We start from the raw sequence: 21595 nt of genomic DNA on the forward strand, positions 1-21595 counted from the left end.
TGGGGTTTAGGTTTTTTTTTGCGCTTAAATAAGGATAAGCTATGAAAAATAAACAACTTGCTGAATCAATTATTGAGAACGTAGGTGGTCAGGAAAACATCGTCAGTCTAGTACACTGTGCTACCAGACTTCGCTTTGTATTGAAAGATGAATCAAAAGCAGATGCCGAAATAATTAAAAAACAAACTGGCGTCATTACTGTCGTTCAAAGTGGTGGACAATTCCAAGTCGTTATCGGCAATAATGTTGCTGACGTATTTAATGCAATTATGGATATCACTAGCCTTAATAATACCCCTGCTCCTCAAGAAGCGGGACCTAAAAAAGGGATTGTGTCACGACTGATTGATTTAGTATCAAGTATTTTTATTCCAGTTTTAGTGGTACTGGTTGCTGGCGGTATTTTAAAAGGGATTGTGTCTCTATTACAAGTATGTGACATTGTTCAGGAAAAAACGCCAACATTTACTTTTTTAAACGCTATTGCTGATGCGCCATTTTATTATTTACCGATCATTTTAGGTTTTTCAGCGGTTAAAAAATTTGGTGGTAATCCTTATGTTGGAATGGCGATCGGTGGCGCGTTAGTCTATCCGGATATTACCGAGATGCTAGGAAAAGCAATTGAATTACAAACCGAATTTTTCAATATCCCTATTAAATTAATTCCTTATAAATCTTCAGTCTTCCCGGTAATTTTAGCGGCATGGTTTTATTCATTGCTTGAACGTAACTTCAACAAAATCATGCATGACTCATTTAAAAAATTCATTTCGCCCCTACTCGGTATTATCATTACTGTGCCATTAACGTTTGCGCTTATTGGTCCAGTCGTTGCATTTTTATGTAACATTGTTGCTAGTGGCATTATTTATGTTTATGAACTTAATTCTGTTATTGCCAGTATGCTTTTAGCAGGACTTTGGCAAATAATGGTTGTGTTTGGTATCCATTGGGGCTTGGTACCTTTTGCGATAAATAATATTACCGTATATCAACAAGACTTTATGTTGCCAATCTTATTCCCAGCGGTATTTGCCCAAGTCGGTGCGGTATTGGCGGTGATGATGCGCAGTAAAGATCCGCAAGTTAAAGCGTTGGCAAGTTCGTCCGCATTATCCGGTGTATTTGGGGTAACAGAACCAGCAATTTATGGCGTTAACTTACCATTAAAACGCCCATTTGTGATCGGTTGTCTCTCAGCCATGGCTGGCGGTGCGATTATTGGTTATTTCAAATCGGTTATCTTCTCATTTAGCTTCACCAGTATCTTTGCATTTTTACAAATGATTCCAAGTGATGGTTTGGATGATAAATTCTTTGCTGCCATAATCGGTTCGATAGTCTCATTTATGATTGCATTGGTGGTAACTTATCTATTTGGTATTCCTAAAGATAAAAAAGCGGATAATGCAGAACAATCGCCAATAAACAGTCAAACGCAGATCGATACTATCTCAAGTCCAATGACTGGCAAACTCATTAATTTAAATCAAGTCAATGATCCAACTTTTGCCAGCGGATTGATGGGTAAAGGTGCCGCAATTATTCCAACCATTGGCGAAACTGTCGCGCCTGAAGATGGTGAAGTTGTTTCGCTATTTAGAACTAAACACGCTATCGGATTTCAAACTCAATCAGGGGCAGAAATCCTTATTCACATCGGTATCGATACGGTTAAATTAGATGGGCAACATTTTGAAGCGCATGTTGAAGCCGGCCAAAAGGTGAAAAAAGGTGATAGACTTGTTAGCTTTGATATCGAAGCGATTAAACAAGCCGGCTTTGAAGTCACCACACCAATTATTATTACCAATAGTGATGACTATATCGATGTGCAATGCATATTCAAACAAGATGACGTTCAACAAGGTGACGCGCTATTAGCGTTAAGTGCAAAAAAGGAGTAAAACATGGCAAATACATTTCCTAGTGATTTTTTATGGGGTGGCGCTATTGCTGCCAATCAAGTTGAAGGTGCATATCGTGAAGATGGCAAAGGGCTATCAACATCTGACTGCACGCCTAATGGTCTATTTGGTGATATTGTCGATCGCAATAAAGTCGATATTACCAGTATTAAAGATCGGGCAATCGACTTTTATCATCGCTATCCAGAAGATGTTGCCCTGTTTGCTGAGATGGGATTCACCTGTTTAAGAACATCTATCGCTTGGACCCGAATCTTTCCAAATGGTGATGAAGAGCAACCAAATGAAAAAGGCCTGGCGTTTTATGACAAACTATTTGACGAAATGTTAAAACACAACATTACGCCACTTGTCACCTTATCGCATTATGAAATGCCCTACTACCTTGTCACACAATATGGTGGATGGGGAAATCGTAAAGTCATCGAATTTTTTACTCGTTATGCCAAAACAGTATTTGAACGCTATAAAAATAAAGTGAAATATTGGTTAACTTTCAATGAAATCAATATGTCACTCCACGAACCTTTTACTGGCGTTGGTTTAGATCGTAACAGTACTAAAGCCGAAATCTATCAAGCGATTCATCATCAATTAGTTGCCAGTGGACGTGTGGTAAAATTGTGTCATCAAATCATTCCTGATGCCAAAATCGGTAATATGTTACTTGGCGCTATCGCCTACCCACTTACGCCAAAACCAGAAGATGTATGGGCGACACATGTAGAAAATCATGGTTGGTTATTCTTTGGGGATGTTCAGGCTCGTGGTTACTACCCAACGTATATGAATCGTTACTTTAAAGAGAACAATATTGAGCTAACCATTACCGATCAAGATCGTGAAGATTTAAAAGAAACCATCGACTTTATCTCATTTAGTTACTATATGAGTTGTTGTGGCACAGCGGACGATTCACTCCGTCAAAAAGGTAATATTCTTGATATGGTCCCAAATCCTCATCTTAAAGCATCTGAATGGGGCTGGCAGATTGATCCAGTTGGTATTCGTTACTTATTAAACCTACTTTATGAGCGTTTTCAAAAACCACTGTTTATTGTTGAAAATGGTTTAGGCGCCAAAGACAAACTTGAAGCAGATGGCACGGTTAATGATGATTATCGTATAAACTATATGAATGATCACTTAGTGCAAATTCGCGAAGCTATTAACGACGGCGTTGAAGTAATGGGATACACCAGTTGGGGACCAATTGACCTCATTAGTGCATCAAAAGCAGAAGTCACCAAACGTTATGGTTTTATCTATGTTGATCTAAACCAAGATTGCTCAGGCTCATTAAAACGCTATAAAAAGAAAAGCTTTTATTGGTATCAGTCTGTGATTTTATCCAAAGGTGCAACTTTAAAATAATGATCATGCTGGTAATGTCTGCTCGGCATTACCTGCAAATGTACTGAGCAGATTACGAGGATAAAGATGATAAATAAAATAATTAAAATCACCACCAGTTTACTGTTGTTGACCGCACTCTCGACTGGATGTAGTAATCAACCAAGCAGTAGGTTTAATGCTAATCGTGATGATGTGGTTACCATCTATTTTGCAAGGCATGGTAAAACGTTATTCAATACCTATGATCTAGTACAAGGCTGGGCCGATTCACCCTTAACCAACAAAGGAATAGAAACGGCGCGTTATTTAGGTGAAGGCTTTAAAAAGAAATACATCAGATTTGATGCTTATTACACCAGCGATTCAGGTCGTCAACGCGAAACCATGCAAGTGTTGTTAGCTCAAAAAGGGGTAAAACATTACAAAATACAAGAGTTAAAAGGTCTACGCGAAGTTTTTTACGGCGGATTTGAAGGCGGTACTAATGCGAAAATGGTATCCGCAGCTATGAAATCACTGGGTTACAAGTCGGTTGATGCCTTTTATAAAAGTTATGTACAAGGGCAGATCCCAGTAACAACGTTAACCGAAGCGATTGCCAAAAGTGATCCTAAGCATGAAGCGGAAAACTTTACCCAAGTTAAAGAGCGCACTCAAAACGCACTCCACACTATTGTAGAGACCGCACTGGCTAAGCATCAAAAAAATATATTGGTGATCTCATCAGGCATGTCGATTCAAGCAATGATTTATGACTTAACTAATAATCCTATTAAAAACAGACCATTAGCGAATGCAACTGTCGTCAAAATTGTTTACCAAAATGGTAAATATAAGGTAGTTGAAATTGGCAGTATGGACTATGTTAATGAGGGTAAATCATCATTAAATATCGGTGAAAATCGTCAAAATTAGAAACAATTAGTAAAATTTAGTCGAATAGGATTGTTACTGCTTTTGCAGGCAAAACCTAAATATGACTCAAGCTTGATAGCTTGGGTTGTGTTTAGGTTTTTTTTTGGAAAAAAAATTTATAAAAATAGGAAATAATAATGAAAATAAAGTACGTCGCCTTAGCATTACTTAACATCATGTGTTTTTCAGCTATTGCCGCTGATTCAAATTCAATCAATAGTGAAAATGGCTTTTTGAATAATGCCTTTTTCAAAGATACTAAATTTGAATTTTCAACACGTAACCATTGGAAGTATTTAAAAGAAAACGCATCCCAACCTAAAGAAGTCCATAGTGCATGGGGTCAAGCATTTACGCTCAATTATAAATCGGGTTATTTATTCGATACCCTAGGTTTTGATTTCACCTATGATAACGTTATAAAACTTGGTGCTAGTGACTACTTTGCAACTCGTAACCTACTCTATAACTCAGGCAAAAAACCAAACAAACACAATGCGCATGGTTTTAACAAATTTACTCAACGTTATGCCAAAGTCAAACTCGGTGATAAAAATATCAACTTTAATGGTAAAGTCGGATGGCATAGCTTAAAAGATACGGGGGTAATGAGTTCATCACAACATTTAACTCGTTATAGTTATTTGGGATACAGTGGCGTATTAAAATACTCAAACTTAGCGCTACAACTTGCTTACATCGACAGCGCCTTCCCGCGTGAATCATCGAAAAAAGTGCATTTTTATAGCTTAGATAGAAAACACGTCATTGATAATATCAAAACGGCCGGTATTGCGTATAATGACAAAATAGTAAAACTTGATTACTCCTATGGCGTTGCTAAAGACTACATCAAACGTCATGCAATCGAGTTCTCTTATAAACCGATGGATAAACTTATTCTTGGTTCACAAATTTACGGTAGTACCGCACTTAAAAACCATGACAAAATGAAAGCTAATGTCCGTGATTTTGATGATTCAGCATGGCATTACGCAACTGACATTGAATGGAAAGAAGCCGACTGGAGTGCTAAATTCGGTATCGCCTATACTGACGCTAACCGCAAAGGTGCTATCGGTTACTATGGCCGTCATATTGGTAAAAACAATCGTGGACGTTTTAACGGTATGGCAGCAGCTGCAGCCGACTATATGCGTGATGGTGAACTGGTATTTTCAAGCATATTGACTTACGACTTCTTTAAAGACAATACCACAGGTTTATATCTCAACTACGGTGAATTTAACTACAAACATGAAACCTTAAAAAATGGCGAAATCAACGTGTTTAACATCTTTAAACCAACAAGTGGCACATTTAAAAATCTATCTATTTTGTCAAAATTTGGTTATGGTTGGTCTTATAAAACCTTAAGCAGTAAAGACATTACGCCAAAATTAAGAGACGGCAAAGCTCAACGTTCACCAACACTGTCAGCCGAAACCGTTATTGATTATCGATTCAACTTATTATAGAAAAGGACGAAACTATGAAAAAACTCATTAAACTTATTGGATTAACCGCTATCCTTACCGCATCAATTGCACAATCATTTGCTGCCGAAGTGAATATCTATTTTACCCGTCATGGTAAAACCATGTTCAACAACGTCCATCGTGCTCAAGGATGGTCAGACACGCCACTAACAAAACCGGGAATTGAAGTGGCACAGCAACTTGGTCGTGGCTTAAAAGGTATCGACTTTATTTCGGTCTATTCAAGCGATTCAGGCCGAGCAAGACAAACTGCGCGCATTGTTCTTGAATCTAAAGATGATACAAAATTAAGCATTAACGAAATGGAAGGATTACGAGAAACGTGTTTTGGTGATTTTGAAGGTGATCTTGATCCCAACATGTGGAATCCCGCAGCACAGCACCTAGGTTATGAGTCTGACAAAGCATTAATGGCTGATTTAGCTAAAGGTAAAGTCACCCTTAAAAAAATGATGGATGCGATTAAAGCCGTTGAAAAATCAGGCGAAGCAGAAGACTACAATGCCGTTAAAACACGTATGCAAGCATCATTAAGAGCAATTGCAAAATCAGCCCAAGAACAAGGTGGCGGTAATGTTCTTGTTGTTTCTCACGGCATGGCAATTATGGCTATGGTTGAAGAAATGTTAGATAAACCAATCACAAGTGGACTAGGTAACGCGAGCGTCACTAAAATTCGTTACACTGATGATGGCAAATTCATTGTTGAATCATTAGGTGACATGAGCTATGTCGAAAAAGGCAAAGCAGTAAAATAACCGATAAAAAAGGCTCACCGAAGTGAGCCTTTTAACTTTTTACTCAGAAAAATCACTATTTAATGTCTCTTTAATCAACCATGTTGCGATGATACTAATGATTGACGCCACCGCCACATAATAGCCTACCCACGTCAAACTACCATGTGCCACTAAATAATTAGCAATAATTGGCGCAATTGATGCCCCTAAAATCCCACCAATACTATACGCTGCTGACGACCCGGTATAACGAATATTGGTTGGAAAAATCTCGGGTAAAAATGCCCCCATAGGCGCAAAAATAATCCCCATCAAAAATAGTGATAAGCATAAATAGGTCATCACCAATAATTCACTACCACTAGCCATAAATTGAGTCATCAACAGTCCTGATAGCGCAACAAGCATTAAGCCAACAATTAACACCGGCTTACGCCCGTATTTATCGCTAAGTCGAGCAGAAATCGGGGTAGCGATCGCCATAAATACAATCGCTACACACAAAAATCCTAAAAAATGACCTTTTTCGATGCCCAAGTATTTAGTGCCATATTGCAATAAAAAGGCTGTGGTTATATAAAAAAGCGTATAACAACCTACCATCGAAAAGGAGCCTAACGTCAACGCTTTCCAATGGTGAACAAACATATTCATTACTGGCATTTTAACTTGTTTTTTATTGGCTAAAGCTTGAGTGAAAATGGGGCTTTCAACTAATTTTAACCGGACATACAAACCAATAACCACAAGAACCGCACTAAGAACAAAAGGAATACGCCAACCCCAATCTAAAAACTGCTCGTTACTCAGCGAAAGCGTAACACATAAAAATACCCCATTAGATAATAAAAACCCAATCGAAGGGCCTAACTGAGGAAACATCCCAAACAGAGCGCGTTTATTTTTTGGCGCGTTTTCCGTTGCCAATAATGCTGCTCCACCCCACTCACCACCAAGACCTAAGCCTTGTGCTAATCGTAAAATACACAACAAAAATGGCGCCCAAAAGCCAATCACACTATACCCAGGTAACAAACCAATTAACGCCGTTGCAACGCCCATCAAAATAAGCGATACAACTAGGGTGGACTTTCGACCAATGCGATCACCAAAATGACCAAACAAAATCGCCCCAATAGGCCTTGCAACAAAAGCTATACCGAACGTTGCAAATGATTGCAGCGCTTGAGCCGATGGCGAACTATCAGGAAAAAATACCGGCCCAATCACTAGCGCAGCAGCGGTGGCGTAAATATAAAAATCATAAAATTCAATTGCAGTGCCGATAAAACTAGCTAACGCTACGTTCGACATTGAATTGGCTGGTTTAGTATTCATCATTCATTCCAAAATTATTTTATTTTTAAATAAGTGCAAATATTATAGTTATTCCGTTTACCATCATAAATAAAAAAAGTAATATTTCTAATTTCAATATAAGAACTTGCTATAATAATATAATCGGTCAAAAAGGATTTTATATGTATTACATCAGTCATTATTCATCACCACTGGGGCAAATCACTCTAGCAAGTCAGCACAATAAATTAGTGGGTGTTTGGATTGAAGGACAAAAATATTTTGGCCAAATGCTAAGCGCCCAAAAAGAAGAGGCGCCAAATTTAGCCATATTTAATCAAACAAAAAAATGGTTGGATGACTACTTTGCCGGCAAAAAACCGACTATCACAAAATTGGCTCTAGCACCACAAGGTAGCGAATTTAGACATAAAGTGTGGGATATATTGGTACAAATCCCTTATGGTAAAGTGATTACCTATGGTGATATTGCTAAACAAATCAGCGCCAACATGTCCAGCCAAGCAGTCGGCGGTGCCGTTGGCCACAACCCCCTTTCCATCATTATTCCTTGTCACCGCGTAGTAGGCACAAATGGCAACTTAACAGGTTATGCAGGCGGAATTGATAAAAAGGTGTGGTTGCTAGAACATGAACAAGTCGATATAAAAGATTTTTTTGTCCCCAAAAAAGGAACCGCTATTTAAAGATAAATATTTTTTAGCCAAAAAAATCAAAAAAAACCGCTCCTCAACTTTTTTTTTAAGATAAAACACATCAAAAATAAACCCGCCAAGGCGGGTAACTCAAACATCGCTAAGCCACAAAATCGCTTTTTTTATGGCTAAACGACGTTGACTCTTAGCTTACTTTTAATCACCTAATACTATTTTTTATCACCCCCACTCCCGACCTAAGGATTAAGGACGAAGAAATAAGAACTAAGGATAGGCACAAAGCCCAGGGAGGGAGTCGTTGTTGGGGTTCCAAGGCACAGTACCGTGTATGCCCACGACAAAATGGTCACTACCATACGGATCGCTAGTCCAGTACCAATAGGTGCTGAAGCCAACGCCATAGTAACGGTCTATACGACCCCACTCAGTGAAAAAGCCTGAACCTATATGACGCATATAATGATTATCCCGTGAGGAAGGGGTGGCTCCAGAGATAGCAGGAGAGTTTGTACGAACTGCGTTGGTTAAATCCCTTACGCTAGGTAGACGATAACCAATACTATTACACCAAGATAAAACATTAGAATAATTCCCAGTACTATAAATACCACGGTTGACGAACCACTGCTTTAAAATAAAACCATATTTGACAACAGGAGTACCATTAGTATCACGACCGACCAACTCAAAGGTCTGAGGTAAAGTAGGTTTAGAAATAGGACTAGGACTGGATGAATTAATCTGGTATTCGGTAGCGTAAGGACCAGTTAAAGTAACGCGTACGCTTATAGCAGTAGAATTAGACATAGTAGCAGTGATACCTCCATGAGAGACAGGAGACCAAGACAATGCCCGACTAACACCACTAATGAGTAAATCAAAGTACAGTTTGTTAGCACCAGTTGTAGGAAAGTTTTGACCGTAAGATGATGGACCGGTTGACTGAGGGATAAAACCCTTAGCAGGGTCCCACATCGAAGCTGGGCCAGCAAAATCACCTATACCATCAATCAAATTAGGTCTGGCAAAACAAACCACCGGCGAAGCCTTAGGATTGACGTAATAAGTCTCACTACGAGCACTGAAAGTACTACGATTAGGAAAACCATAACGAGTAGATAATGTACCGTCAGTACTGGATAACGTGACCTTATAAGGTGCAGAATCAGTGCATGTCGTTAACACTGTATCACGTGACACTGGTTGATTGTTTTTATCAACGATAGATAAACTTAAAGAACCTGTAGCACTAGCGCCAGAATCACCATCATCATCCCCCCAATAATTATTAGGAGGACCGATAAGAGTACTTAAATCGACTGAATTAGTATTAGTAGGAACGAACATACCTATATCAGCAAAACTCTGACCCGCAACCGGCAAGACGATTGGGGTTGTAGATGATGAATTGGTAGAAGGCGTGTACCTAGTTCCGTCAGATAGAGTAATCCCAAGCAGACCGTTAGCATCAACTGCACGAGTACGAGCGCCGTCGAAAGTCAGATAAGGTGCACTACCCTGTATCGCATTCCTAGTTGTCTGTGAAGTTAATGCGTGCCCCAAAAAAGGAAGAAAAAGAACCACGAAAAAAACAATCTTCCGGGATAATTGGGAAAAGGATCGAAAACAGGATCTGAAAGAGGATCGCGGAAGCGAACGCGCGAAAATTCGCAGAATTTCTGTTGATTGCGTGGAAAAATAAGCGTTAGCGAAAAATTTAAGATGGAAGTTGTACTTAAACGAATTTAAAAGATAGGTTTGGCAGGTTGGCTGTTGGCTGTTGGCTGTTGAAAATTATAATGCATTTTAGACTGTCCTGTCAAGTAATTTCTTGATTAATTTACAATTTTATACTTTTCTGTCAAATTTTAGCCTATTAGCTAAAACCGCGTAAAAAGTATAGTGATTGGAAAAACACGATGCAACACTTTTTTTCGCTCAATTACGTTAGTTTTTGTAAATAGGATCTAAAAAGGATCTAAATTATAATTGGTTAACTGATGTTTTAATTTAATATATTGCAATTACAAATCTTTAAAATTAGGGCGGTTGATCCTCAAAAATTTTATTTTAATATTTAAAATCGTAATTTTGATCATTTAAAAGTTTTTAAGTGAAATTTAAAAACCTCAAAAACCTCACTCCTCAACTTTTTAAGAAACAGGATATTATCTGCATTGAATAAACTGACTTGTGTTGATTGATTCGAAAATTATATTTTCTAAACTGCCTTCACGGCATAAACCTAGAACAAGACATACTATAATCGTTGTTTGCAAAAAGGCAAAGGGCATTTGGAGTTTTAAAAAACCTTTTTTAATATCTTTTTAACGTTATGATTTTTAATTATTTTATTTTTTGATTAAAAAAAGGGTTATAAAAATACTATTTTTTAGGGCTTAGAAAACCCCGCTCCTCAACTTTTTTACTCTAATATCAACTCTTAACCATAATTAAACAAGGTCATAAAAATCGGCATGATTAAGGTTAATAGAAAGCCTTGGACGATTGCGGGTGGTACGATGCTGATTCCCGCGCCTTTTTGTAGCATAGGTAGCGTAAAGTCCATCGATGTAGCACCACATAAACCTAACGCTGTGAATTTGTATCGTTTGATTAGGGTTGGGATTAGGATAATGGCGCATAATTCGCGTAGGATGTCATTTAGGAAAGCGGCACTGCCTATAATTGGGCCATGAGCTTCGGTCATGAGTATTCCTGATAGTGAATACCAGCCAAAGCCTGATGACATTGCCAGCCCTACTCGTACAGGTTGTGACAATATGAGTGCTGCAATAATCCCGCCTAAGAAGGTACTTAGTACCACAATAATAGTGGTAACTATACCGACTTTGTTGAGTAGGATCTGTTTTAGTGAGATGTTGTTACTTCGTAATTGTATACCAATAAGTAGCAGTAAAAAGACGAGTACCACTTTGGTGATGTCTTCACTATATTGCCAAATAAAGAGTGGAAAGAGTCCGGCAATAAAGCCGGCGATTAGCGCTATGCACACTCGCAGTGATTCTAAGATCATTTTGAATCGTGATTCATAATTTTGTTTACTATGGGTGGTGCGCCACGGTAAAAATAGGTCAATTAGCGCTAAAAAGATGAAATTGCCACCAAAGGTGCAAACAAAAATGATCGCGGTGTAAAATAGGATAACTTTTATGTTAGAAGCTAGATTATCTAAGTGAGCCAACTCGGTTCCCATGATAAATAAAATAAAATAGACCATCCAACTTAAGATTAGGTTTATTTTGGTGATCCATTTTTGCTCTTTGAATTTAATCAAATAACCTAGACATAACGGCACTAAAGCAATAAGAATACCAAAATACATGTTTTATTCCTTTATTTTCATTTTTAAAAGTCGAATTTTTTATATCGCTTGCTAATTTAAACAAGCGATTTTTTTTGTCGTTAATCCATACTATTATGTTAATGCTGCTAATTGAGTTTCAATTTTATTTTGCAGTTCATCTAATAATGCATAACGATTGCGATACTCAGAACGTTTTTTACTGGCAATATCTTCAATGGCTTTTCGGTTGATTTGGGTGGGTAAAATAAATAACGATCTTTCGTCTTGTTTACCGTCAATAGTTAACCAAAAATCATCATAATCAGATAAGATTCTTTCTTGTCGGCTGTTGTAGCGCCAGTTGTTGTAAACATGGGTTTTATTGCCCACAGCAATAATTTGTTCAAGCTGGAAATAACGAGCAATAATTAATGCGGCTTCCACCACAACACGTTTAGGAAATAGTCCATAACACTGTTTTGTTGCTTGCTGAACTCTGGTGCGAGCGTCTTGATGCCCCGTTCCTTGTAATCCTGCTATAAACAGTGTTGGTTTTTGTTGGTATTGGTTAATGGTGAAGGTTAACGTGGCTAAATCAATGCCATCATTGTCATAAAAATATAAGCTTAGCTCACCTTCACGAGCAAACTTGTTACGTGCTTGGATGGCGATTTTTATGTTAGCTTCGTTCTTAGCCATAACACTTGCTAGTTCAAATGATGAATCTGGATTGTAAAAAGCTTTAGCCATGCTATCAGGATGATTTGCTAAAAAGTCATAATGATAGGCTAAGGCTTCATAGCGCTCTTGTTGACTTAAACAAGATGCTAAATAAGGTCGTTGTAATTTACAGGGTAAATTGGTTTGGCATGATAGATAGTATCCAAGTAATGGGTATTGTCTTAATTTATCTAGTAATTTAAGCGTTATTGGGCTTAAAAATAGGGTCCTGAAAAAAAATTTATAACGATAAGTCGGTTTAAGCCATAGTTCATTAAGCGGTAGTTTACCTGTACAAAGCCAGTTAAAAAGTTGCCATTTACTTTTAGGCTGGGACATATTCGTAATATTGTTCATAAGCAGAAAAATGTGTTCGTAAGTTTGTAAGAAAATTATATGTGGCTAAATTATTAAATATCAATTTAATATTAACGTAAATTTAAATGTTTTAAGTAAGCTGATAAGAGTACAACACAACCTTAGTCAACGCAACCCTAGCGGTGTGATGAATAAAAAAACGGTGAACTGTGTCACCGTTTTTATGATCGTTTAAAAAAACGAATTATTGACCTTTAACTTCTTTTAAACCGTTGAATGGTGCTTTTGAACCAAGCGCTTCTTCAATACGGATTAATTGGTTGTATTTAGCAACACGGTCAGAACGGCTCATAGAACCAGTTTTGATTTGACCAGCAGCTAAACCAACAGCTAAATCAGCAATTGTTGAATCTTCAGTTTCACCACTACGGTGTGAAATTACTGCTGTATAACCAGCATCTTTCGCCATTTTAACTGCTGCGATAGATTCAGTTAATGTACCGATTTGGTTAACTTTAACTAGGATTGAGTTAGCGATACCTTTTTCAATACCTTGTTTGAAGATTTTGGTGTTAGTTACAAATAGATCGTCACCAACTAATTGGATTTTGTGACCTAATGCTTTAGTTTGGTATGCCCAACCTTCCCAATCGCTTTCATCTAAACCATCTTCGATTGATACGATTGGATACTCATTAGTTAAACCTTCTAAATAGTGAGTAAATTCTTCAGCAGTGAATTCTTTGTTTCCTTCACCTTTTAATACGTATTTACCAGTTTCTTTGTTGTAGAATTCAGATGCAGCACAGTCCATCGCTAAAGTAATGTCTTTACCTAGTACATAACCTGCTTTTTCTACAGCTTCTTTGATACATGCTAATGCTTCAGCGTTTGAACCTAAGTTAGGTGCAAAACCACCTTCGTCACCAACAGCAGTATTCATGCCTTTAGCGTGAAGTACTTTTGCTAAGTTGTGGAATACTTCAGAACCCATACGGATTGCTTCACGAACTGTTTTAGCACCAACTGGTTGAATCATGAATTCTTGAAGGTCGATGTTGTTATCAGCGTGTTCACCACCGTTGATGATGTTCATCATTGGTAATGGCATAGAGTATTGACCTGGAGTACCATTTAGGTCAGCGATGTGTTGATAAAGTGGTACACCTTTCGCTGCAGCTGCTGCTTTAGCTGTTGCTAAAGATACTGCTAGGATTGAGTTAGCACCTAAGTTAGATTTGAAATCAGTACCGTCTAAATCAAGCATGATTTGGTCGATTGCAGCTTGATCTAACGCATCTTTACCAATAACTGCTTTAGCGATTGGTCCATTTACGTTTTCAACAGCTTTAAGTACGCCTTTACCTAAAAAGCGAGATTTGTCACCATCGCGAAGTTCTAACGCTTCACGTGAACCTGTTGATGCACCAGATGGAACGATTGCAAGACCAACGAAACCACCTTCTAAATGAACTTCAGCTTCAACAGTTGGGTTACCACGAGAGTCGATGACTTCACGACCATGTACTTTAACGATTTTTGCCATGTTATTTTCCTCTATATGACAGATATATACCTAATGTAAACATAAATTATTTTTGCTGCTGATCTTGATAATCTTTGGCAGCTTTAACAAAACTACTAAATAATGGATGTCCATCACGTGGAGTTGATGTAAATTCTGGATGGAACTGACATGCAACAAACCAAGGATGGTCTGGAATTTCAATAATTTCCACTAATTTTTTATCAGTTGATAACCCTGTCACTTTTAAGCCAGCCTTGACAACTTCTGGTAATAAGTTGTTATTGACTTCGTAACGGTGACGGTGACGTTCGGTTATCGACTCTTTTTTATACATTTGAGCGACTAATGAATTTGGCTCTAAATGACAGATTTGCGAACCTAAACGCATGGTGCCACCTAAGTCGCTATTTTCATTACGTTGAACCACATTACCAGACTCATCACTCCATTCAGTGATTAATCCAATAACAGGGCTTGCACAATCTTTTACAAACTCTGTAGAGTTGGCATCTTTAATACCCGCTACATTACGTGCATACTCTATCATAGCAACTTGCATTCCAAGGCAAATTCCTAAATAAGGTATTTTGTTTTCACGTGCATAGCGCGCAGCAATAATTTTACCTTCAACGCCACGATAACCAAATCCACCCGGTATTAAAATCGCATCTAAGCCTGCAAGTAAATCGGTACCGCGTGATTCGAGGTCTTCTGAATCAATATAACGAATATGAACAGTTAAACGGTTTTTTAATCCACCGTGTTTTAACGCTTCATTTACTGATTTATATGCATCAGGTAATTCGATGTATTTACCTACCATGCCAATTGTGACTTCACCTACTGGATTAGCTTCTTCATAGATGACTTGTTCCCATTCAGATAGATCGGCTTCCTTACATTCGAGATGGAAACGATTGCACACGTAGGTATCTAAATTTTGTGATTTCAATAATGCTGGAATTTTATAAATCGAATCAACATCTTTAAGTGAAATCACCGCTCGTTCAGGCACATTACAAAATAGTGCAATTTTAGCCCTTTCGTTAGCCGGAATTGCGCGATCTGAACGGCAAATTAGTATGTCAGGTTGAATACCAATTGATAATAACTCTTTAACTGAGTGTTGGGTCGGTTTGGTTTTAACTTCACCTGATGATGCAAGATAAGGCACTAATGTTAAGTGCATAAATAAGGTATGTTCACGACCAACATCAACCGCTAATTGGCGAATTGCTTCTAAGAATGGTAGTGATTCGATATCCCCCACTGTGCCACCCACTTCAACGATAGCAACATCGTAACCTTTGGCACCATCAATAACACGATCTTTAATCGCATTGGTAATATGAGGGATAACTTGGACTGTCGCGCCTAAATAGTCTCCACGACGCTCTTTTCGTAAAACGTCAGAATAAATACGTCCAGTTGTAAAATTGTTTTTTCGGCTCATTTTGGTGCGAATAAAACGCTCATAATGACCCAAATCGAGATCGGTTTCGGCACCGTCTTTAGTCACAAAAACTTCACCATGTTGAATTGGGCTCATTGTTCCCGGATCGACGTTGATGTAGGGATCAAGTTTTAGCATGGTGACTTTTAAATTGCGGGCTTCTAAAATTGCAGCTAATGAGGCTGCGGCAATGCCTTTACCTAAAGAAGAAACGACACCGCCTGTAACAAAAATATAATTCGTGACCATTAATACCAGACCATTATTAATTTAATTGAACAATATCACATTAGTTTAAATGATAAAACCCATGCAATATATGATGAATCAGACGGGAAATTAGTATAACAGAATATGGTTTCTCTCACAATTGAATAATTGAGTTTAATTACTCAGTTTGTTTACTAACTTGGTGTCTATTATTTAATTACTGGTATTAACCACGAACAGTTAATCGTTATATTCAAGAATTTTATCTTGATAATGACTAATAATTTTTTCGAGCCTAAATTGGTTGGCGGCTTTTTTCCATATATAAATAATAGTATTAATTAAGGCGATGAAGATAACAAACAGAAAGACAAAATTGTTGATCAAAATTGGCGATAAAAATAACTGATTTTTATCGATATCATTTCCATAATCAGTTGAAAGTGTTAATTCCGAAATTTCTCCATTATGATAGTTTTCTTTGCTAACTTGATCCGTAATTTTGCTACTATTACCTGATGAAATACCCTTTATTTTATCACATTGAAGGTGTTGAGATTTGATATCTTGCGTATTTTGAATATCACATAAAATACGAGATAGATCCAAATTAACTCGATCCAAAGAGTGGATGGCGGATTGCTTCAAACTTACTTTATCATCAATATTCCACGTAGTGTCTGGTGCGGTTAATTGCTGATACGTAAAATCAAATTTTTCACCCGCATGAGTAAAAAAGAAAATTAAGATAGCCAATATTAATCCCGTAATGGCTAATATAATATTATGATGAACAAGTTTAGGTGCGCCATAATTTTTTACTTCTTCGCTAATCGATAAATATTCACCGCAACTAATCAATTGTTTAGTTTTAAGTTCGACCTGCATATCAATCGGTATATCGGTCTTATTTGGGAGAAACATTTTCCAGTATGCAGGATAGTAAACATCAATGTTCGAATCGATAAAAAATCGGCAATAGCTAGGCTTGTTAAGCCTTATTTCAGCTTTGATATGATTAACATATTCGGTCGGCAATTCTCGTTTTATACGCGATGCTATTAGGGAAAAAATAAAACAGATGATTGAAAAAATAACCAAGGCAATCGACTGAAAATGTTCTAAAGCTAATAAAAATATTACGCCTAAAACAAAAAAAACTGTCATTAATTTGCCAGAATTGCTTCGATCTTGAAGCGCGGTTTCAAATTGATTTTTTTCTCGTTTGCTAAGAATTTCAAAAGGCGTTTTTTTTTCAGATGTCTCTGTTACTAGTTGTGTTAAGGTCTCATTAGATCTTTCTATACTATTCATACGAATAGGTTTAATTTTTCCCGTCTGCCAAAAATCATTGAGTTGTTCCTGTTTACGAGATGGCAGTTTTAAACTAGCTTGCAATAAATCATAACTGTTTATTTTAACAACGATTGCATAACTATTAGTAAAGACAATTTCAACCGTATTGAGAATTTTAGTCTTGGTGATAAATTCCCCTTGATATCGAGCTTCAAAGCCCATAATACCGATATCCATATTATAAGGAAAAAATAACTGAATATTACCTATCTTGTAATAATATTCATAACTGATTTCATCAGTAAATTCTTTTTCAATATAACCTTTAATTGTCGTAACATCAGAATTAATTAGTGAGCTTTCCCATTGATAAGGCGGCGTAATTTTTTCTTTATCATCAAGATAAGGCTGAAGAAAAGTAGCTTCTTCTTCAGTTAGTTGTCGAGTTGCATTTTCACGGATAAAGGTTTCTTTTTTAGTGGGCCTTTTTTTATTTAAATCTTTCTTTACTTGTCGTATCAAGATGATTGAACAAACCATCACGAATACGAAAAAAATAGTGGCTAAAGTGGCTAAAATAGTTAACATAATTTTAAGATCTTTTTATTTAAACTTTATATTAAAACGGTTTATTCAAGATTAATGATAGTACCTAATCTATTTTCATAATATTTTTTAATTTCTTTAATTCGGTGTTGATTAACTTTTTTTATTAACTCTTTTAACACCGTTAATCATCGTGGTTAATGACATGACAATATCAATAAAAACATTGCTAATAGCAAATGGTAAATAATTTCTAAATTTGCTTCGAATTGTGGCTTCCAATGGTGTTTATTCTCGTTGGTAGAGTTTTTTATTAATTAAATCGTCTGAATTTACCTTATCGAGGTTTTTCAAATCATTTTTTTGATCAATTTGCGTGTAATCGCGCTCACCATCATAAATAGTGAGTGACTCAATATCAAAAGCATCTATATTATCGTTGCGTTTTTCATAAAATTTGTCAGCATGCTCTTTTAAATGCCCAAAATCTTTAAATTCATATTCCTCGTTTGGATCATAGTTTTCTTGTGCTGTCTTAATATCGTGATCATTAATGTTAACGACAATCCCATACCGTTTGGTAAATACAATTTCTATAATATTAAATTGATCAATATGCTTATCCATATTATATGGAAAGAACAGCTCTATATCGTCTATTTCATAATAATAGTCAATTTCATCAGTATTTTTGTTAAGACTATGACGACAACAAATCCCTTGAAGTTGTGATACTTTGTTATCAACTAGTGAGGATTGAAATTTATAGGGATAAACCGCCATTTTACTGGTTAAAAACGGTTGTAATAGGTCTAGCTCTTCATCCGTTAGATCTCTTATTGGTTCACGTAGGCTTAAGTGGTCGTTTAAATTATCCATATTTATACTGCGCTCGCCTTTAAAAAGAATAAAGCTAACCATTCCAAAAATTAAAATGCCAATTTTTACAAGCGTAAACCAATCCATAGTAATTCCTTAATCCAATAATTCTTTTATTGACAAACAGCGTTTTTAAAAGCGACTTTATTTTTAATCTATTCCTACTCTATTTAGCGAATTTTCCTTTGAATTCGATAAAATCTTTTAAATTATCAATATCCTTAATTTCCAATTTACCAGCAACTTTATGAATAATATCTAAATGAATTAATTCATTAACGGCCCGACGATAGACACGATCGGTAGTGCCAAAACGTTCTGCTTCTAAGTAGTTTTTTTGAAAATTATTAACGGGATGAATATTTAGATGATGCTGATATATATCATAAGCAATGTTATAACAAATTGAATATAAAGTTCTTTTTAAGAAGATATCTAATGTTTCTTGATAATCAAAAGCAATAGCACTAGCAAAAAACAGTGCTAATTTAGGATATTTGAGTAATGATTGATATAATTTATCAATGCTGACGATAGCGACAGTTAGGGCTTCTTCGGCAATGATATCAAATTGACATAAATAGTCGGTAAAAAACTCCATTTCACCAAATATATGCTCATCACAATCTACTGTACCAAGATGGAATCGACGACCATTATTGGCCTGATAGCGTATCGAAATCGTACCATTATAGACAACAACTAAATTATCGACTTTACATCCTTGATGAAAAAGCGTGGTTTTTTCATCGACAATTTTCTTTTCTACAATGCATTGTTCTATAATTGATTCGAGTAATTTATTGTTTTCTTGCCAATGACGGCTAAATCGACCTTTATTTAATGATTTTAATTGCATATCACCGAAGTTTTTAACCACAAAATATATACCCCATCAGAATCGATAACATGTTGATAGTTAATTATCTATCGCGTTATCTCATTCTGAAGAGGCATCATTATAGTCAACAATTGTAATAAAAGCGATATCCTAAGTTAATTTCATTGATTACTTTTTTAGAGCTCTTTTCTTTAAGAACATTGATATAGCCAACATAACGATAATAACGGCATAATATATTGGTATGGTATTCATAATAACTTGAATGTCTAAATAGTTATGCAGTATTGAGCTAATAGCTGGGCTAAACATCGCCCCTGCACTGCCACTGATTAAAATAAATGAAACATTTTTGCTTGATGCATTTTTTACAAAGGTTACACCATAAGCGACAAAGGCATTATATAAAGCAGAGCAGACGAATCCATATCCATAAGTTAAGTAGCCAATGCGATCAAGGCTATCGTTATCACTGTATTCGGTGTTGACGATCATCAATGTCATAATAAAAGCTAATAAAATAATTGAGATAAAAAAGTACTCAATTTTAACTCGCGTAACAATTACTGTAGAAACAAATGCCCCAATTAAAGCTCCTGCCCAATATTGGGTAATGATGATGCCAGCCAATTCAAACGAAATAAAAAATTCTTGGCTAAGATATAACGGGGCCCAAGTTAAGAAAGTATATAACGCTAACATTGCCAAAAATAATCCAATACCAGCAGATAATATCCCAAAATTCCACTCAGATGGCTGAGACTGTTTGACTGTTGGATTACTAATTAAATCGAAATTAGTCAATATAATGATGAATAACATCAATACCGCGACCAACCCAACCATCAAATAGCTACTTGCCCAAGATAAGTCATGCGTTAAAGCGTAGGTAGTAATAAGTGGGAAGATTACACCAGCAATGTTAAAAGTAGCGTCTTGTACGACTAACATTGTACTTTGTATCTTATCTTGCCAAGTTGATACCACAATAGTACCGGCAATGCACAATCCTATTCCGCCACACAAACCAATCAAAGTCATACAAATTTGAAGTATCAAAAGAGAGCTTGTGATATATAAAATAAGTGAACTGGCAATTATAATCGTATAACTAAGCAAGGTGATACGTTTAATCCCAATGATATCGATTAAAAAGAATGCCAAAATGGTGCCTATTAACGCCCCACCATTTAATAAAGAAAAAATGAATGCGACACTGTTTACATCTGCATTAAAACTTTGCGCTATGGGTTCTATTAGCATACCAAACTGACTGGCAAAGCCAGCCATAATAAAATTAGCTAAAAAACTAATAAGAGTGAGCGATAATTTATTTTTCATATTTCCATCCGAGAAACGCAATAAATTAAGAGTTAACAGCCACGTTTAAAGCAAGTTTGATCATATTATTAAATGTCATTTGCCTCTCTTCAGCAGTTGTTTCTTCACCAGTTAAGCAGTGGTCTGAAACGGTTAAAATTGCTAACGATTCGACATTGAATTGTTGAGCAATTCCATATAGACCAGCCACTTCCATATCGATACCTAACACCCCTGATTTTTCGAGTGTACTTATTAATGTTTCGTCAGGATCATAATAAAGATCACCACTAAATACATTTCCTACTTTAACCGGTAAATTCATGTTATTAGCCATTTCATAAGCTCGATGTAATAAGGAAAATGTCGCTGATGTAGCAATGTTATAACCATTTGCTCTTTTTTGATTTGTCATCGAATCGGTTCCTGCTGCTACAGCTAAAATAACATCTCGCATTTTAACGCTTTGCTGTGTGGCACCTAAAGAACCTACTCGAATAATCCGTTTAACATTAAAGTCATTAATCAGTTCATGTGCGTAAAGGGTTATTGATGGTATTCCCATTCCGTGCCCCATTACTGACACGGCTTTTCCTTGATATAAACCAGTATATCCAAGCATATTACGTACATTACAAACCTCTTTAGCGTCGGTTAAGTAATTTTCTGCAATAAATTTCGCCCGTAAAGGATCACCTGGCATGATAACGGTTTGTGCAAAGTCGTTGGGATTAGCATTGATATGTGCGGTCATAATATT

17 protein-coding genes are annotated in these 21595 nt (G+C 36.5%); 6 read left to right on the plus strand and 11 right to left on the minus strand.

Features of this window, described 5'->3' with window-relative positions; translation table 11 throughout:
- Positions 1 to 41 precede the first annotated feature (41 nt).
- The 5 genes from J3U18_RS10260 (at position 42) to J3U18_RS10280 (ending at position 6459) form a co-directional block, all read left to right on the plus strand.
- The gene (locus J3U18_RS10260) at positions 42 to 1910 is read left to right on the plus strand and encodes a beta-glucoside-specific PTS transporter subunit IIABC (RefSeq protein WP_267353948.1); all 1869 of its coding nucleotides are present in this window, start codon (positions 42 to 44) and stop codon (positions 1908 to 1910) included.
- Between the two features lie 3 nt (positions 1911 to 1913).
- Positions 1914 to 3305: a glycoside hydrolase family 1 protein gene (locus J3U18_RS10265; RefSeq protein WP_220225917.1), complete on the plus strand. Its 1392-nt coding sequence runs from the start codon at positions 1914 to 1916 to the stop codon at positions 3303 to 3305.
- A gap of 66 nt (positions 3306 to 3371) precedes the next feature.
- A complete protein-coding gene (locus J3U18_RS10270; protein ID WP_267353949.1) occupies positions 3372 to 4202 on the plus strand; it encodes a histidine phosphatase family protein in 831 nt (276 codons plus the stop codon).
- Between the two features lie 137 nt (positions 4203 to 4339).
- On the plus strand, positions 4340 to 5680 hold the full coding sequence (locus J3U18_RS10275) for an OprD family outer membrane porin (protein ID WP_267353951.1): 1341 nt from the start codon (positions 4340 to 4342) through the stop codon (positions 5678 to 5680).
- Between the two features lie 14 nt (positions 5681 to 5694).
- Positions 5695 to 6459 carry a histidine phosphatase family protein gene (locus tag J3U18_RS10280; RefSeq protein WP_267353953.1) on the plus strand — a complete coding sequence of 255 codons (765 nt, stop codon included), beginning with the start codon at positions 5695 to 5697 and terminating at the stop codon, positions 6457 to 6459.
- 39 nt (positions 6460 to 6498) lie between these two features.
- On the opposite strand, the gene J3U18_RS10285 is transcribed toward J3U18_RS10280, so the two are convergent.
- Entirely contained in the window at positions 6499 to 7779 is a 1281-nt protein-coding gene (locus tag J3U18_RS10285) for an MFS transporter (RefSeq protein ID WP_218058411.1), read from the minus strand.
- Between the two features lie 143 nt (positions 7780 to 7922).
- Here J3U18_RS10285 and J3U18_RS10290 point away from each other — a divergent pair, with 143 nt between their 5' ends.
- Positions 7923 to 8447 carry a methylated-DNA--[protein]-cysteine S-methyltransferase gene (locus J3U18_RS10290; protein WP_267353955.1) on the plus strand — a complete coding sequence of 175 codons (525 nt, stop codon included), beginning with the start codon at positions 7923 to 7925 and terminating at the stop codon, positions 8445 to 8447.
- 234 nt (positions 8448 to 8681) lie between these two features.
- On the opposite strand, the gene J3U18_RS10295 is transcribed toward J3U18_RS10290, so the two are convergent.
- The 10 genes from J3U18_RS10295 to deoD all read right to left on the minus strand — a co-directional run bounded on the left by J3U18_RS10295 (position 8682) and on the right by deoD (position 21589).
- Positions 8682 to 10001, minus strand: coding sequence for a hypothetical protein (locus J3U18_RS10295; RefSeq protein WP_267353956.1), 1320 nt, complete (start codon positions 9999 to 10001; stop codon positions 8682 to 8684).
- 859 nt (positions 10002 to 10860) lie between these two features.
- Positions 10861 to 11763: a lysine exporter LysO family protein gene (locus tag J3U18_RS10300; protein WP_065563298.1), complete on the minus strand. Its 903-nt coding sequence runs from the start codon at positions 11761 to 11763 to the stop codon at positions 10861 to 10863.
- A 93-nt stretch (positions 11764 to 11856) separates the two neighbouring features.
- The gene (locus J3U18_RS10305) at positions 11857 to 12783 is read right to left on the minus strand and encodes a VirK/YbjX family protein (protein WP_267353957.1); all 927 of its coding nucleotides are present in this window, start codon (positions 12781 to 12783) and stop codon (positions 11857 to 11859) included.
- A 223-nt stretch (positions 12784 to 13006) separates the two neighbouring features.
- Positions 13007 to 14308, minus strand: a complete 1302-nt coding sequence (gene eno, locus J3U18_RS10310; RefSeq protein WP_065563300.1) for a phosphopyruvate hydratase — start codon at positions 14306 to 14308, stop codon at positions 13007 to 13009.
- A 46-nt stretch (positions 14309 to 14354) separates the two neighbouring features.
- Positions 14355 to 15992, minus strand: coding sequence for a glutamine hydrolyzing CTP synthase (gene pyrG / locus J3U18_RS10315; RefSeq protein ID WP_267353958.1), 1638 nt, complete (start codon positions 15990 to 15992; stop codon positions 14355 to 14357).
- 201 nt (positions 15993 to 16193) lie between these two features.
- A complete protein-coding gene (locus tag J3U18_RS10320) occupies positions 16194 to 17837 on the minus strand; it encodes an IgaA/UmoB family intracellular growth attenuator (protein ID WP_267353959.1) in 1644 nt (547 codons plus the stop codon).
- 246 nt (positions 17838 to 18083) lie between these two features.
- Entirely contained in the window at positions 18084 to 18761 is a 678-nt protein-coding gene (locus tag J3U18_RS10325; protein ID WP_267353961.1) for an IgaA/UmoB family intracellular growth attenuator, read from the minus strand.
- A gap of 79 nt (positions 18762 to 18840) precedes the next feature.
- Positions 18841 to 19533, minus strand: coding sequence for a Crp/Fnr family transcriptional regulator (locus J3U18_RS10330; RefSeq protein WP_416380415.1), 693 nt, complete (start codon positions 19531 to 19533; stop codon positions 18841 to 18843).
- A gap of 150 nt (positions 19534 to 19683) precedes the next feature.
- A complete protein-coding gene (tsgA, locus tag J3U18_RS10335) occupies positions 19684 to 20856 on the minus strand; it encodes an MFS transporter TsgA (RefSeq protein ID WP_267353965.1) in 1173 nt (390 codons plus the stop codon).
- A gap of 25 nt (positions 20857 to 20881) precedes the next feature.
- Complete coding sequence (gene deoD / locus J3U18_RS10340; protein WP_065563305.1) at positions 20882 to 21589, minus strand: purine-nucleoside phosphorylase; 708 nt, start codon at positions 21587 to 21589, stop codon at positions 20882 to 20884.
- Between the last annotated feature and the right edge of the window lie 6 nt (positions 21590 to 21595).

The sequence above is a fragment of the Gilliamella sp. B3482 genome, from assembly GCF_026536805.1.
In the GTDB taxonomy this organism is placed as follows: domain Bacteria; phylum Pseudomonadota; class Gammaproteobacteria; order Enterobacterales; family Orbaceae; genus Gilliamella; species Gilliamella apicola_E.